The 14,619-nt window shown below is 59.1% G+C and carries 16 protein-coding genes and 1 pseudogene; 2 read left to right on the top strand and 15 right to left on the bottom strand.

From position 1 onward, the window contains the following. The first annotated feature begins 49 nt into the window (after positions 1 to 49). Positions 50 to 1,051: an Rpn family recombination-promoting nuclease/putative transposase gene (locus EJB06_RS23090; protein ID WP_126076369.1), complete on the top strand. Its 1,002-nt coding sequence runs from the start codon at positions 50 to 52 to the stop codon at positions 1,049 to 1,051. A gap of 107 nt (positions 1,052 to 1,158) precedes the next feature. On the opposite strand, the gene EJB06_RS23095 is transcribed toward EJB06_RS23090, so the two are convergent. Then, a complete protein-coding gene (locus tag EJB06_RS23095) occupies positions 1,159 to 2,751 on the bottom strand; it encodes a beta-barrel assembly-enhancing protease (RefSeq protein ID WP_370660149.1) in 1,593 nt (530 codons plus the stop codon). Between the two features lie 85 nt (positions 2,752 to 2,836). Between EJB06_RS23095 and moaC the strand changes: the two genes are divergently transcribed. Continuing rightward, a complete protein-coding gene (moaC, locus tag EJB06_RS23100; RefSeq protein WP_126076371.1) occupies positions 2,837 to 3,337 on the top strand; it encodes a cyclic pyranopterin monophosphate synthase MoaC in 501 nt (166 codons plus the stop codon). Positions 3,338 to 3,362: 25 nt separating this feature from the next. On the opposite strand, the gene EJB06_RS23105 is transcribed toward moaC, so the two are convergent. The 14 genes and pseudogenes from EJB06_RS23105 to EJB06_RS23165 form a co-directional block, all read right to left on the bottom strand. Further along, positions 3,363 to 3,815, bottom strand: coding sequence for a pilin (locus tag EJB06_RS23105; RefSeq protein ID WP_126076372.1), 453 nt, complete (start codon positions 3,813 to 3,815; stop codon positions 3,363 to 3,365). A gap of 245 nt (positions 3,816 to 4,060) precedes the next feature. After that, positions 4,061 to 4,510 carry a pilin gene (locus EJB06_RS32670; RefSeq protein WP_126076373.1) on the bottom strand — a complete coding sequence of 150 codons (450 nt, stop codon included), beginning with the start codon at positions 4,508 to 4,510 and terminating at the stop codon, positions 4,061 to 4,063. 213 nt (positions 4,511 to 4,723) lie between these two features. After that, positions 4,724 to 5,317, bottom strand: a complete 594-nt coding sequence (locus tag EJB06_RS23115; RefSeq protein WP_229427231.1) for an FHA domain-containing protein — start codon at positions 5,315 to 5,317, stop codon at positions 4,724 to 4,726. Positions 5,318 to 5,673: 356 nt separating this feature from the next. Next, complete coding sequence (locus EJB06_RS23120; protein ID WP_404932258.1) at positions 5,674 to 6,108, bottom strand: pilin; 435 nt, start codon at positions 6,106 to 6,108, stop codon at positions 5,674 to 5,676. Between the two features lie 305 nt (positions 6,109 to 6,413). Then, complete coding sequence (sucD, locus tag EJB06_RS23125; protein WP_099874964.1) at positions 6,414 to 7,295, bottom strand: succinate--CoA ligase subunit alpha; 882 nt, start codon at positions 7,293 to 7,295, stop codon at positions 6,414 to 6,416. Between the two features lie 15 nt (positions 7,296 to 7,310). Beyond that, the gene (gene sucC / locus EJB06_RS23130; RefSeq protein WP_126076376.1) at positions 7,311 to 8,483 is read right to left on the bottom strand and encodes an ADP-forming succinate--CoA ligase subunit beta; all 1,173 of its coding nucleotides are present in this window, start codon (positions 8,481 to 8,483) and stop codon (positions 7,311 to 7,313) included. A 71-nt stretch (positions 8,484 to 8,554) separates the two neighbouring features. Then, on the bottom strand, positions 8,555 to 9,121 hold the full coding sequence (locus tag EJB06_RS23135; RefSeq protein WP_126076395.1) for a DUF2889 domain-containing protein: 567 nt from the start codon (positions 9,119 to 9,121) through the stop codon (positions 8,555 to 8,557). Between the two features lie 787 nt (positions 9,122 to 9,908). After that, positions 9,909 to 10,112, bottom strand: a complete 204-nt coding sequence (locus tag EJB06_RS23140) for a hypothetical protein (protein WP_126076377.1) — start codon at positions 10,110 to 10,112, stop codon at positions 9,909 to 9,911. 119 nt (positions 10,113 to 10,231) lie between these two features. Beyond that, positions 10,232 to 10,576: pseudogene (locus tag EJB06_RS33235) on the bottom strand (DUF8616 domain-containing protein); the annotation flags it as partial. A gap of 53 nt (positions 10,577 to 10,629) precedes the next feature. Then, a complete protein-coding gene (locus EJB06_RS23145; RefSeq protein ID WP_126076378.1) occupies positions 10,630 to 10,905 on the bottom strand; it encodes a hypothetical protein in 276 nt (91 codons plus the stop codon). A gap of 88 nt (positions 10,906 to 10,993) precedes the next feature. Further along, positions 10,994 to 11,428 carry an RHS repeat-associated core domain-containing protein gene (locus EJB06_RS33240; RefSeq protein WP_229427232.1) on the bottom strand — a complete coding sequence of 145 codons (435 nt, stop codon included), beginning with the start codon at positions 11,426 to 11,428 and terminating at the stop codon, positions 10,994 to 10,996. 58 nt (positions 11,429 to 11,486) lie between these two features. Next, entirely contained in the window at positions 11,487 to 12,059 is a 573-nt protein-coding gene (locus EJB06_RS23155) for a hypothetical protein (protein WP_126076379.1), read from the bottom strand. After that, positions 12,032 to 14,368 (bottom strand): RHS repeat-associated core domain-containing protein, encoded by a 2,337-nt coding sequence (locus EJB06_RS23160; protein WP_126076380.1) that lies wholly within the window; start codon positions 14,366 to 14,368, stop codon positions 12,032 to 12,034. The genes EJB06_RS23155 and EJB06_RS23160 overlap by 28 nt, the downstream gene beginning before the upstream one ends. Then, positions 14,365 to 14,619: RHS repeat domain-containing protein (locus EJB06_RS23165; protein ID WP_164558008.1), on the bottom strand; the 255-nt coding region annotated here is incomplete at its 5' end. The genes EJB06_RS23160 and EJB06_RS23165, both read right to left, overlap by 4 nt.

The raw sequence follows: 14,619 nt of genomic DNA on the forward strand, positions 1-14,619 counted from the left end.
CGATTGATCCAGCACAAATCCTCGGCAGATTGGCTCCTTAGAATGCCTCATGACTGCCGCTCACGACCTCGGATATCGTTCGCTGTTCGCCCACCCGGAACTGGTGCGCGAACTGATCACGGGGTTTACGCCCTTCACCCTGTTTGACGGCCTTGCCCTGTCCGCGTTCGAACGCGTCAATGCCGCGTATGTGAGCGAGCATCTGTCGGCGCGCCAGGGCGACGTCGTCTGGCGCGTCCGGCTTGGCGACCAGTTTTTGTATGTCTACATCCTGCTTGAATGCCAGTCCGGCGTGGACCGCTGGATGGCCTTGCGCATGCAAACGTATATCGGCCTGCTGTACCAGGATCTGGTCAGGCGCCACGAATTTTCGCCGGGCATGCTGCTGCCGCCGGTCCTGCCGCTGGTGTTCTACAACGGCGCGCCGCGCTGGAACGCCAGCATGGACCTGGCGCAATTGCTCATGGAAACGCCGGCCGAACTGGCGGCCTTGCAGCCCTCCCAGCGCTACGTGCTGATCGACCAGCAGCGGCTGGACAAGACGGCGCTGGCAGCGAATGCCGACTTGCTGGCGCTGCTGTTCCGGCTTGAACTGTCCGTCTTTTCCGAGGTCTCAGACGATGTCTTGCCGGCCCTGGCGACCTGGTACAAGGGGTCGTCCCAAACCAGCCTGCGGACTTCGGTGCAGAAATGGATCGCCGCCTTGCTGGCGCGTGCAACCGGCAACACTGGATTGTTTGACATGGACAGTGCGCAGGAGGTGTCTGAAATGGAAGGTAAAGTCGGAACGTGGGCCGAACAGATCGAGGAGGCCGGCTTCAGGAAGGGTTGCGCCGAAGGCGTGCAGGAGGGGCAGTCGATCGCGCTGCGCAGGGCGCTTCTGAGCCTGTTGCGCGGGCGCTTCGGCGCTGTGCCGGAGCCGGTGGCGCAGCGCATCGGCCAGGCCTCGCAGGCGCAGCTTGAACAGTGGTTCGATCACAGCCTGATTGCACCCAGCCTGTCGTCGATATTTGGCGAGGATGGCGCGGCCGCCCAAGGCAAGCCCGGCTGAGGTCGGCGTTTTGCACAAAGCGGGCGCTGGCGACTCGGCAGGGAGCTGTGCGAGCGTCACCCGGCGGCAGCGCCGCTCCGCACGCCTACCCTGCCGATGCCCGACCCTTATTTCTTGGCGTCTTTCATTTCTTCGCGCCGGCGCGCCTGCAATTCGCGTTCGCGGGCGTCGATGACGGCCATGTCGTAGAACGAGGCATCGCTGGCCTTGCGCGCGATGCTCAGCTGGTCGAGCGCGGCCAGCATGCCGCCGCTGAGGGCGTACGACTCGGCCAGCGCCAGATGCTGCAAGGCGATCTTGCCCTGGGCGGCGTAGGTCTTGGCCAGCAACTCGTGCAGTTTCGGCTCGTCGCGGTACAGCTGCACCTGGTCGCGCAGGAAACGTGCGGCCTCGTCGAGCTTGCCGTTGACGATCATCGCATCGGCGTACTGGCGCGCAATCCCGCGCGAGAGCGGATAGCGCAGGTGCGCCTGGTCGGCTTCCTTGAGCGCCAGCAGCTTGACCGGCGCCGGCTGGCCGGCCGCCAGCTTGATGTCCAGCGCCATGCTGGCAAACATGGCGGCGCCGTCGGAACTGGCTTGCCCCGTCGAAAACACCGCGCCCTCGGCCGGGCGCATGGTGCCGCGCGCCTTGTCGAGCCAGGTCTGGGCCTTGGCCAGTTCGCCTTTTTTCAGCGCCAGGAAGGCCAGCCCGTACTGGGCGCCGGCCTGCTGCTGGCGGCTCTGCTGGGTCAGCTGGGCGTCGAAAAACGCGCCGGCTTCCACCCTGCCCTGCGTGCTTTCGTCCTGCAGCACGCGGGCGCGGGCGCGCACCAGGTGAAACTCCAGGCTGTCGACGCGCTGGCGGTAGGGAATCTCGCGGATGCGCGCCTGGATGTCGGAAATGCGCTCCGAGGTCAGCGGGTGGCTGCGCAGGTAGGCCGGCATCAGGTCGCTGTAGACCCGGCTGGCCGCCTGCATGCGCCCGAAAAACGCCACCATGCCCGAGGTATCGTAGCCGCCCGCGCTCATGATCTGGAAACCGATGCGGTCCGCTTCGCGTTCGGCGTCGCGGCTGAAGTTGAGCTGGCGCTGGATCTGCAAGCCCTGCCCGCCCATGAACACGCCCATGGCGGCATCCGAGCCGCCCTTGGAAGCGAGCGCGGCCAGGATCATGGCCGCCAGCGGGATCAGCGCGTCCTGCTTTTGCTGGCCCAGCATGCGCGCGATGTGGCGCTGCGCCACGTGGCCGATTTCGTGCGACATGACCGAGGCCAGTTCGGACTCGCTCTGGGCCGCCAGCAACAGCGCCGAGTGCACGGCGATGAAGCCGCCCGGCAGCGCGAAGGCGTTGAGCATCGGATCGCGCACGGCGAAGAAGTAATAATCGGCATTCGTCTCGCCGCGCGCGCCGGGGTAGGAGGCGACCAGGCCGCTGCCGAAGGCGTTGAGGTATTCGAGGATCGGATCGTCGTCGAGGAAATCATGGTCCTGCTTAATGTCGCGCATGATTTCTTCGCCGAGCCGGCGTTCCAGCACGGGCGAGAGGTCTTCGCGCGCGGTGTCGCCCAGGGTCGGCAGGCTGGTGGCGTTGAGATTGGTCTGCGCCGGCGCCGAGGACGCCAAGCCGCCGAGCGCCGTCGTCAGGGCGAGGGCAAGCAGCGCGCGCGCAGGCGAACGGCGCGGCGGACGCGGGGTGAATGGAGCGGTTTTGGATTTCACGGTGCTATGATAACCGCAAGTGCGCCAGCCTCGCAGCAGCGCCGATAAATCACCGATCTTGCAGCCTTGACCACCCTTTGAACCGATGACCACCTCCCAGAACGACCAGCTTACCCATTTCGACGCCAGCGGCCAGGCCCACATGGTCGACGTCGCCGCCAAGAGCGATACCCACCGCATCGCCGTGGCCGCCGGCACCATCCGCATGCAGCCGGCCACCATGGCGCTGGTGGTGTCGGGCAGCGCCAACAAGGGCGACGTGCTCGGCATTGCGCGGATTGCCGCCATCATGGGCGCCAAGAAAACCAGCGAGCTCGTGCCGCTGTGCCATCCGCTGGCAATCACCCGGGTCGCCGTCGACTTCGAGGTGGACGAAGCGGCCAGCAGCGTGCACTGCCGCGCCCAGGTCGAAACGGTCGGCAAGACCGGGGTCGAGATGGAAGCGCTCACTGCGGTCCAGGTCGGCCTGCTGACGATTTACGATATGTGCAAGGCAGTCGACCGCGGCATGGTCATGACCAACGTGCGGGTGCTGGAGAAACAGGGCGGCAAGTCCGGTAGCTGGCACGCGGCGCTGGCGGAATAACAGGCCCTGTTGCGGACCGGCCGCCTCAGGCCTTCTTGACCGGGCAGGCGATCGAGGCAAGCTTCTCCTCGATGTCGAGCGCGAGGCAGGACCACTTGCCGGCGGCGGTGCGCGACCAGGTGATTTTTTTGTTGGCCACGCCGGCCGGCCCGCCCTTGATCGTGCAGATGATGTCGGCCACGCCTTCCTTGGCTTCGGTCACGCTGATGGTGCAATTCGGGGTTTGCTCGGTCAGGCGTGTCGCTTCCAGGGTCTTGGCCGCGTCCATGGACGGCGTGTTCATGATGTCGGTGTCGATGCCGATCTTGCCGCCGGCCGCCTCGGCGACAGCCGCGCCGACCTTCGATCTGGCCACGTATTCCTGGTAGGCCGGAATCGCAAACGCGGCCAGGATGCCGATGATGGCGATGACGACCATCAGTTCAACGAGCGTGAAGCCGCCTTGCGGCCGGGTACGGACGATGGATATTGCGTTCATTTTTTGCTCCCTTGTGGTGAGGTAACTCGGCAAAGGCGCCGCCGCCACCGTGACGACGGCACCAGCAATGAACAAGGGGAGGTGTTGCGCTCAGGGAGTATGGCGACCGCGTGGTTCCCGAGTGTCCGCGCTGCTCATGCATACCTGTTCGACCAGCGCCGGCGGCGCAGGTTCCACAATATTGAACAGCATGTGAACAAAACCCGGCTGACCGGGCGGACCGCCGCTTCGGACCAGCGTGAAACTCAGCTCTGACGGCACTCGGCAGGCACGTACTTGAAGTGGGACGCTGCGGCTGTGCATTTCCAGACTGTGATGCCCGAGGTATTGACGGTCGGCGTCAGGGTCAGGACCACGTCGCCGGCAGCAGGGGTTCCCGTCACAATAATGATGCCGCTCGACGGAACGCAGCTGCTGCTTTTGGTATTCCGGGTTGCGCTCGAGATCAAGGCAACACCCACGCAGTTGTCGGTGCCGGCGCCGATCACGCCGCCGTTATGCACGATGTTCTCCATCACACCGACCTTCATCGTCGAGCCCAGTATCGCCAGCTCGCTGACGCGCCCCCGCATCGTGTAATCCTGGTAGGAAGGCAGTGCCACTGCGGCAAGAATGCCGATCACCGCCACGACGATCATCAATTCGATGAGGGTGAAGCCCGCTTGCAGACGCTTCGATACCGGTTGGGTGTTCATGGACTGACCTTATGCATGATTGATTCGACACAATCAGGGTCAGCAAAGGGCGTGCCAAGAAGAAACTGAAGTTATCAGCGAATTAAGATGTCCAATGACAAAGAAAAGTGCCGCATCCTGGCACCTTGCTGACAAATTGCGCTCGCCGTGGCGCTAAAATTGTCACCCCAGATCTGGCGTGTGCAGGACGAGCGTGGCGACAGCGGCATGCGATTAGCCGGCCGTATGCGCAAACACCATATTCACGCCCGCCAGTTCGATCGCATCGCCGTCGGCAAGCCGTTGGGCGGTCTTGCCGACCGGCCTGCCGTTGACCAGGGGCGCGCGCTGGCCATCCACATGGCTGAAGAAATAGGCGTCGCCTTGCCGCGTGATCGCCGCCACCTGCACGCCGGGGCGGCCCAGGGTCGACACCGGCTTATCGAGGGAAAGTACCTTGCCCGCGTTCGGGCCCGTCCGGACACTGATGGTGGCGATGGTGGCCCCCGCCCCTGCCGGCGTGACGGACTTGTGCGCGCGCGGTCCCGCATGGAATTCGAACTGGCATTTGCCCACCGTGACGACGTCATGGTCCTCCAGCATGCACCTGGAAATGCGCTGGCCGTTCAGATAGGTGCCGTTGGTACTGCCCTGGTCTTCCAGGCAGACGCCGTCCATCATCAAGGTCAGCACGGCATGCTCGCCGCTGACGGCCGCGTGAGCGATGACGATATCGTTATGCACCTTGCGCCCGAGCGTCATGCGGTCCTTGTCCAGCTCTACCTCCTGGATAACCTGCTTATCGCGCATGATGACTATTTTTGCCACGTTGACGTCCCTTCGAAGACCCGTCAAGCAGGACGGGAGCAATCCATGTTGCTCCCCCATTATTCACTACCTTCGCAGTCAGTACAACTTCACGCCTGAAGTTCATCGCCATGCGCGACCGCTGACCTGCTCTCGGGATACCGAAGGCGGATTGACGGCCCATGCAGCCTGAGCGGACGGCTTGTCACTAAGGGATATCATGCTTGTGAGAGCGCGATCACTTGCAAGCCTATGAATTGAAACCGGCTCACTGCAAGTGCCGCAGGCAAAAAAAATACCCCACAAGGGGGTATTTTTTCCGTGTGCCGCCGGCTGGACTACACCGGCTCGGCACAGAGAATCCGACTTGGAGTCGATTAGTTACGGCATTCTGCAGGCACATACTTGTGCTTGGCGGCAGCAGAGGTGCATTTCCAAGCAACCGCGCCTTCGTCGGAGACGTCTGGGGTGTAGGTCAGTTTTACTTCCTGAGCCTTATCCTTGGTACCGGTGACGGTGATCACGCCGGTAGCAGCGGCGCATTCGGTCTTTTCGGTATTGACGGTCGCTTTGGTCAGCAGATTCACGCCCACGCAGTTGTCCGCAGCCAGCTTGCCGCCGTTGTTGGCGATGTTTTCGCTGACGGTCGATTTCATCGACGAGCCCAGGATAGCCAGTTCAGCAACGCGGCCGCGAACGGTGTAATCCTGGTACGCAGGCAGAGCAACAGCAGCCAGAATACCGATAATTGCAACAACGATCATCAGTTCGATCAGGGTGAAACCAGCTTGTGCTTTTTTAACCATTTTCATCGATTTCATTTTTACTTCTCCTAAGGATTAAACATCAAATTTTGAACTACGACCGGGGTTACCCATGACTACGTTAGAGCAAACACCGTGCCAGCTATTTTTTGGCCGTTTTTGGCTTAGTTAATTTCTGTACAGCATGTTTACTGCCGTTTTCCGTCCAGCAAATGACAAAAAATGTCAGTGGTGACAGATTTTCACCTGCCCTTTCCCGTCACTGCGCCTGGCAACGCCATGCGCGGCTGTAAACGCAAAGTGGGGAGCGATCAGCTCCCCACTTTGCCTCACTGCTACCTACCAGTGCGTGTTTACAGCATGGCTTTCAGCAAACGCGCCATTTCCGACGGGTTCTTGGTGGCCTTGATGCCGCAGGCTTCCATGATGTCGAGTTTGGCTTGCGCGGTGTCGGCGCCACCGGAAATCAGCGCGCCGGCATGGCCCATGCGCTTGCCTGGAGGCGCGGTGACGCCGGCGATGAAGCAGACCACCGGCTTCTTCATGTTGTCCTTGATCCAGTACGCCGCGTTGGCTTCGTCAGGACCGCCGATTTCGCCGATCATGATGACCGCGTCGGTATCCGGATCGTCGTTGAACATCTTCATGACGTCGATGTGCTTCAAGCCGTTGATCGGGTCGCCGCCGATGCCGACTGCCGAGGACTGGCCCAGGCCCAGCGCGGTCAGCTGGCCGACCGCTTCGTACGTCAACGTGCCCGAACGCGACACCACGCCGATGCGGCCCTTGCGGTGGATGTGACCCGGCATGATGCCGATCTTGATTTCGTCAGGGGTGATCAGGCCCGGGCAGTTGGGACCGAGCAGCAGGGTCTTGGAGCCGGCCTTGGCCATGCGGTCCTTGAGCGCCATCATGTCGCGCACGGGAATGCCTTCGGTGATGCAGATTGCCAGGTCGAGTTCGGCTTCGACGGCTTCCCAGATCGCGGCGGCCGCGCCTGCAGGCGGCACGTAGATGACCGACACGTTGGCGCCGGTTTCTTTTTTCGCTTCAGCAACGTTGGCGAAAATGGGAATGCCTTCGAAATCTTCGCCGGCTTTCTTCGGGTTCACGCCGGCAACGAAGCATTCCTTGCCATTCGCGTAATCGCGGCACATACGGGTGTGGAATTGACCGGTCTTGCCGGTAATCCCCTGGGTGACTACTTTTGTATCTTTATTGATCAGAATCGACATGTTTGTTCCTTCGAATTAGGCTTGATGACCAGCAGCAGCGGCAACCACGGCCTTGGCTGCGTCTTCCATCGTATCGGCGGCGATGATCGGCAGGCCGGAGTCGGCCAGCATCTTCTTGCCGATGTCTTCGTTGGTGCCCTTCATGCGCACGACCAGCGGCACTTTCAGGGACACCGCCTTCGATGCGGTGATCACGCCTTCGGCGATCACGTCGCAGCGCATGATGCCGCCGAAAATGTTGACCAGGATGGCTTTCAGGCCTGGGTTCTTCAACATGATCTTGAACGCTTCGGTGACTTTTTCCGCCGTTGCGCCGCCGCCCACGTCGAGGAAGTTGGCAGGCTCGCCGCCGAACAGCTTGATGGTGTCCATGGTGGCCATGGCCAGGCCGGCGCCGTTGACCAGGCAGCCGATGTTACCGTCGAGCGAGATGTACGCCAGGTCGAACTTGGATGCTTCGACTTCGGCCGCGTCTTCTTCGTCCAGGTCGCGGTAGGCGACGATGTTCGGCTGGCGATACAGGGCGTTCGAATCGAAGTTGAACTTGGCGTCGAGCGCGATGACCTTGCCGGAGCCGGTCAGGATCAGCGGATTGATTTCGGCCAGCGAGGCGTCGGTTTCCCAGTAGGCTTTGTACAGGCCTTGCAGCTGGGTGCGCGCATCGGCGATCGATTCGGCTGGCACGCCGATCTTGGCCGAGATCTCGTCCGCTTCGGCGTCGGTCAGGCCGACCGATGGATCGATCGCGATCTGGTGGATTTTTTCAGGGTTCGAGTGGGCAACTTCTTCGATGTCCATGCCGCCTTCGGAGGAGGCCATCAGGACCACGCGCTGGCTGATGCGGTCGGTGACCATCGACACGTACAGTTCTTTCTTGATGTCCGCGCCTTCTTCGATCAGCAGGCGGCGCACTTTCTGGCCTTCCGGGCTGGTCTGGTGGGTGATCAGCTGCATGCCCAGGATCTGTTCCGCGTATTCCTTGACCTGTTCCAGCGACTTGGCGACTTTCACGCCGCCGCCCTTGCCGCGACCGCCAGCATGGATCTGTGCCTTGACTACCCAGACCGGACCGCCGAGCGTCTCGGCCGCTTTGACAGCCTCTTCCACGGACAAGCACGGAATGCCGCGCGGTACCGTCACTCCGAACTGCCGGAGGATTTCTTTGCCTTGATACTCATGGATTTTCATGCTGGCTTCCCTTCTTCTGATACTGATTTGTAGAAATACGGTTGAAATACGGAAAAAACGGGAAAGCGTCGCTAACCCGGTACAGCTTTCGCCACCCAGCGCGGATAGTACACCGCGACGGCGGGACCCTCGGCACGCAGGGCATGGCATTTATCGATCTGGAACGGCCGTTCCGGCAAGGGATCGTGGCCCGGCCCGTCGCGGGTCTGGATCACGTCGTTGGCGTAGGCCTGGATCGCCGCGGTCGGCAGGATCTGGGCCAGCTCGCTCAGGTGCGTGCAGCCGAGCACGCCGGACAGCCGCTCTTTGACGCCAAGGCGAAAGCCTTTCATCAAGGACAGACCGATCAATTTTTTGTAAGCAGGCGCTATGGTATCGCAATAGCCGGGGTAGGGAACGGCATCGGATGCGGCTTCGGCATCGACGATGGTCAGTTCGCGGTTGATGGTGATGCGCAGGTGCAGGTTGTGCAGGGGCGTGCCGCCGCTCCGGACGCCGGACGCCAGGGTGACATCGCGCACCTTGATGTCGCTGATGCGGGCGTCGAGGTCCCACAGGCCATCATCGCGCGCGTACGCTGCGACTTCGATGGCGCGCGTATGCCGCAGTGCGCGAGGGACGGGAGAAGACAGGGGCATGAAGACAAGACCAATGCCGAAATTGCGGCGTAAATAGTTGCAGCCGGTGTGCACATCGTGCACGTTGCCGCAGCTTCTACGGCAACAACCGCTCATGCGGCGCTGCTTAAACCCCAAAAGTTTAGCACATGCGGGAGGCCAGTTGCGCTGCAACATGGTTTTTTGGGGCAAGATGCGCGAAATTTCATCGGTTGGGGTGGTTTTGGTATTGGCCGAGTCAGCTTTGCTTCTACTCGACCATGGAAGTCGAACCTGGATCGGCATCAACCTTTACTACGCATCAGTTGGAGCCTGTTTTTCAGATGTGCCCGCATAATCGCCGTTGTAACCGGGCGCGCCGGCCGTGGGAAGCCCTCGTGCTTTTTCCGTTCCATTTTCCTGACCCCATACCGTTTCCGGACGACGTCGGCCAAGGCGCTGGCGACCGGCATCAAGCGGGTGGCGCCCGTGGCAGGACGATAGGCACCTTTCTTTAGCCGCTAAAACTAAAAGCCGTACCGGAACCCGCGCTCTTGCAAGCAGCGGGTTGGGATCGGCTCTTTTTGTTAATAAAGAAGAGCTTGCGAACGGCTGGGCCAGCTACGCATCAGGCGGTATCCGTTTGTCAGCCTGACCGCGTCACCCACATCAGCCCGTGTCCGGTTTGTCGGACCTACTCCCGTGCCATCCAAGGGCGAAAGCGAATCGGGATCCCAGCCCACGTGTAGTGCAACTGATCAGGTTCTTGACATCAGACCCGCCCCAAGCCTCAGGCAAAGCCAGCGAACCGGAGTCGATGTGGCCTGTCTTAATGCTCGGTGCTTGTACGTTTTTCGGCACTGACACTCTGCCCGCTTTGCGCATTCTTCCGTCGTAAGGCGACCAACCTCTCATACTCTTCGGCCGCCGGAATATCAAGTCTGCGAATTTGCAGCAACAAATTGTTGATTTCCGAAATCGTCCCAGCCTGTGACTCGTCATCAATCAGCATCAAGATCAATTCAGTCTTCATGCCGACATCGTCGCACCGCGCAGCTATTCTCAGCCATTTTACGGACTCATCGTACTGTCGTGTCCAGAACGTATGGTGGCGCGAGATGGTAAGCAGAGTGAAGAGAACCGATCTAAGCTTCATGGGTAGCTACCCTTCGTGACCCATGAACCAAGAGTTCCTGGTGCTGGTGCAGTCGCTCCCGAACCTTTCATACCATCGAAGTTATACCAAACAAAGTCTGTCGGAGCGATAACGATGACACCCAACGCTTTGGCGAGCTTTTCAGCGAAACAGGGGCCACCTTTCCAATCTCTGCCCCTATCGCACGAACCGAGAACGACGGTTCTTCCAGCCCAATTCTTATCATTCCTGATCATGTCAGCCAATTGCTCGGGAGATATGCGCTTCCCATTCGGATCAAGCATGAACCAAGAATTTCCGTGACCTGCGACCGTATATGCACCACGTTTGCTCCATGCCTCCGCTCCCTTGTAGTACTGCCCGCCACGCTCGTTCGGATTTCCCTAAATCCCGCTCACGCTTTCTTACGTACCGGCAGGTACTTTATTATCAGCAGTGAGGCGCCGAGGGCAAGACCCATTGAAATCGCCAGCTTCATAATGAATGGCAACGACATTCCTACATAATCCCACAGCGTAACCGACCCTGCAAAACTTAGCGGCGCGGTTACGACCGAAGCAAAATACGTAGCCCGTTTTCCCCCTTCCAATGGATAGGTAAGAAGAAGAGCACCGATTATATAAGTCACAATCGAAAGGATGCGATACAGAATATTGACGATTTCGTCCACGTCATCCAACGTTATAAAAAAAATATCCCGCAGAAAAAGACGACAAAACCAAGTGCCTGTAAGAGAATTTTTTTTATCATTTCCGGGCCTATTTCTTGCACTCGCACGGTTGAATCTTATTGATCCAAGGATCATAGTCAATGATGGGATCTTTGGGATTACTAGAAGTTGCACGCCCCGTCGCATGACCGGGGTGCTCAACTACCGTATATGTCCATACGTCGTCCGTTGGTAAATTTGATAAATTACCATTTACATATTGAACTTGATCCCAACAGTCGTAAATCTGGTAATTATCCGTCCAAAATCGCCGGAAGTTATTTGCGAGCCCGTTGATGTATCCATCACCGGCTCGCCTGTGTCCACCGTTCACCATATCTTTAACACTTTGGGAGATTGACTGCTGTATTTTTTTCACATCCTCTGGCGATAATCCGGTTGGATCCGTTGCCGACAGCGGGTTTCCACCAACATAGCCATACGTATTGATACCACCCTTTAGTCCAATCGGATCTGACTGCACGTAACGCCCCGTCTGCGGATCATAGTCCCTGTAGTAGTTGTAAAGGTAATTGCGCGGACTAATCTCGTCGCATTACATATGCGCGTGCCATACCCGAGCGATGATTGATAGATAAGCGAACAATAACTCGTTTATCCAGTCCTTCACATTCCGCCTCATATTCAAGAAGCTCGGGAAACATTCCGATCTGTTTTTTCCGGAGGATATGGCAATTTTTTGAAGGTAAGGAAACAGCATCCCATTCCACGTGCGAAATTCCCTCAGTGTGGCCATTTTTTACAAGTTGCGAAACCTCTGAATTCCAATGTTGCGCGATTGCGGTTCCGGTTCGATCAACAACGCTATGTATTACCCCTCCTGCACATACCCATGCAGAAAAAATAAGGCAAAGCGAGCTATATCTCATCCCTGCTCTTTTGAAAAGCCAGAAACTCATAAGAAGCAAAGCAAACAGAAACATCAGCTCAACCAAAATAAATATTTCGAATCCACTGAGCGCAATTAGACTTAAGGCGCCTACGGACGCACGAAAAATATCGAACAATATCATAGCTGATGCTATAAGAAGAATTGTTGCGGCAGTGTTGTTTTGGATCTTCATTTTCAAAGGGGACACGCGCGTATCAAACACTCTGTGATCGTCGATTGAGTTTCGTGAATACACATATTGGTCGGAACTTGGTAGGTGCCAGAAATCCGGGGAGTAGTCTTATCCTTCATGCACTTGTCAAATTTCGGCATATCGCATTTCTTGGCTATACTTGGCGGATCAATTGGCTCACAGTATTCTTTTTTTTCGTGCGTTTTGAGAGGGTGAGAAATCCACTCGCCTGGAACCCCAACGGTTATTTCCTTGAGAATTGATTTCGCTGCCGAAGCGCTCGGATCGACAGTAGGCATGTATCCATGGCAATATCCGTCCCCACACACCCACATATGCTTATATGTGTCAGGTGAGCCCTTGCATAGCTTTGTAGCTAGACCTAACGGGTCTACTTTTGTGACGGGATCGCTATCGACATATGAATATGTATTCATACCGCCATTTAATCCAATCGGATCGCTCTGCACGTACCGCCCCGTCTGCGGATCATAGTCCCGATGGTAGTTGTAGAACAGGTTTGTGTTGCGGTCATAGTACTGACCAGGCATCCGCAAATTGAATGTAAACGTGCCTGAGCCGCTGAAATACTCGATTGGCGGCGTCAGCCCGAACGGATCGCCATTGTCCCAGCGCCACACAATCTTGTTGTCGAGCGGGCGCGTGATCATCCGTGGCGTTCCCAAATGATCCGGATGAATGTGGAACACATTGGTGGCCGTCACTTGGCTCGGCACCGTGCCCGTCACCGTCTGGGTCAGCACCGCCACCGGCAGGTCGCCCAGGTACACCGTCTCGCGCATCGGCTTGCCGGTACTGAAGTTATATTCTCCGACCGTATGCCCCTGTTCATCATACGCGAATATGCCACCACCATAGCTCTGCGCCACGCGCTGCCCGATACCGTTGAACAGCTGGTACACCGTCACCGCCCCGTTCTTGATGCTGTACGGCCGGCCTCGTCNCACCGCCCCGTTCTTGATGCTGTACGGCCGGCCTCGTCCGCTATAGGTCACGACCAGGGTGCCGTCGTTGGTGAGGTTGCCCGCGCCGTCGTAGGTCAAAGTCCTGACAGGTCCCGGACCGGCGGACGTGCTCAGTTTATTGCTGTCGGGGTCGATGGTATTCGCGTAGCTGTTCGCGCCGAAAGTCGCTTTGGTTCGGTTACCGTTCGCATCGTAGCCGTAGGCCTGCGTGGTGCCGTTGCCGCTATAGCTGGTCAGGCGATTCAGTTCGTCGTAACCGAAGGTTTGGTCCAGGGTGGCCGGAACAGGCGCCGTACCGGTGCCGGTATGGGTGTATCCCTTGATGCGGTTGGCTGCATCGTAGACGACCGTGCGAACTACGCCGTCGGCCGATGGCGCCCCCAGGGTATAGCTGCTGAGGCGGCCATCGAGGTCGAAGCTGCGGACGTGGGCGTTCGGGCTGGCTGGCGTGCTGTTCCCCCAGGTCCAGCCGCTGGTGCCGCCGAAGGGTGCGTAGCTGATGTTGCTGAGCAAAACGATACCGCTGCCGGTGTTGGTGCCGCTGCCGCTCGCTTGCACAGGATTGAGCGTGATGCCGCTGACCTGGCCGGCATCGTTGTAGCTGTAATTGACCCGGTTGCCGCTCGGGTAAGTCATGCTGGTCAATCGGCCGCCCGCATCGTAGGCGTAAGCCAGCGTCTGGACAAATTTGTTCGGTGCGGAATCCACAGTCTGGATTTTTGTCGTCAGGCGCCCGAAGCCGTCATAACCATAGCTGGTGTTGCCGGATTCATCGGTCATCTTGCTCAGGCGGCCGATGGCATTCGGAGTCGGAGTGGCGCCACCGTCGTATTCAAAGATCGTGCTGGCGGAGCCTGTGAAGTCGATTCGGGTCAGGCGGTTGATCGCATCATAGGTGTAGGTACTGGTTTTGCCCCGGGCATCGGTGCTCGTTTTCAGATTGCCAGCCAGATCGTAGGTGGACTTCGTCACGCCCGTATCGGGGCTGCCCAGCTCTGCCTGGTTGCCGAGGCCGTCGACGGTGTAGCGCGTTACCTTAGTGCGCGGATCGGTCACCGAGGTCAACTGGTCGATGCCGTCGTAGCCGTATTTGACGGTCGGGCGCGCGCCGCCGGTCAAGGGCTGTTGAACCTCCTTTACGCGGTCGAGCGCATCGTAGGCCTGGTTCGTTACCCGTCCCAGCGGATCGGTGACTTGCGTCAGGTTGCCGGCTGCGTCGTACTGGTAGCGGGTTGGCGTTTGCGGCACGGTCTGCGCGGCGGCGACGGTGCCATTGATACTGCCCAGCAGCGGCGTGTAGGCCAGGGTGACGATAAGGCTGCCGGCGATGAGGCGGGTGTGCAGGCGGCTCATTGGGCACCGCCGGTCTGTTCCTGAAGACGGTTCAGCACGTCGAACGCGCGCTTGCTCTGGCGTGCCAGCTGACCGCTCGGGTCGCTGACTTCCTCTTTGATTCGGTTACCCATATTGTCCAGTTCGTAGTGAATTCTGTTGCCGCGACCATCGACCAGATCGGTCAGACGGTGCGCGTCGTCGTAGGTGTAGTTGATGACGCTCTGGTCCGGCAGCGTGACGGTCTTGACCTGGCCGACGCCGTCGTACTG

The organism is Massilia atriviolacea (assembly GCF_003953935.1).
GTDB classification, from domain to species: Bacteria; Pseudomonadota; Gammaproteobacteria; order Burkholderiales; family Burkholderiaceae_D; genus Telluria_A; species Telluria_A atriviolacea.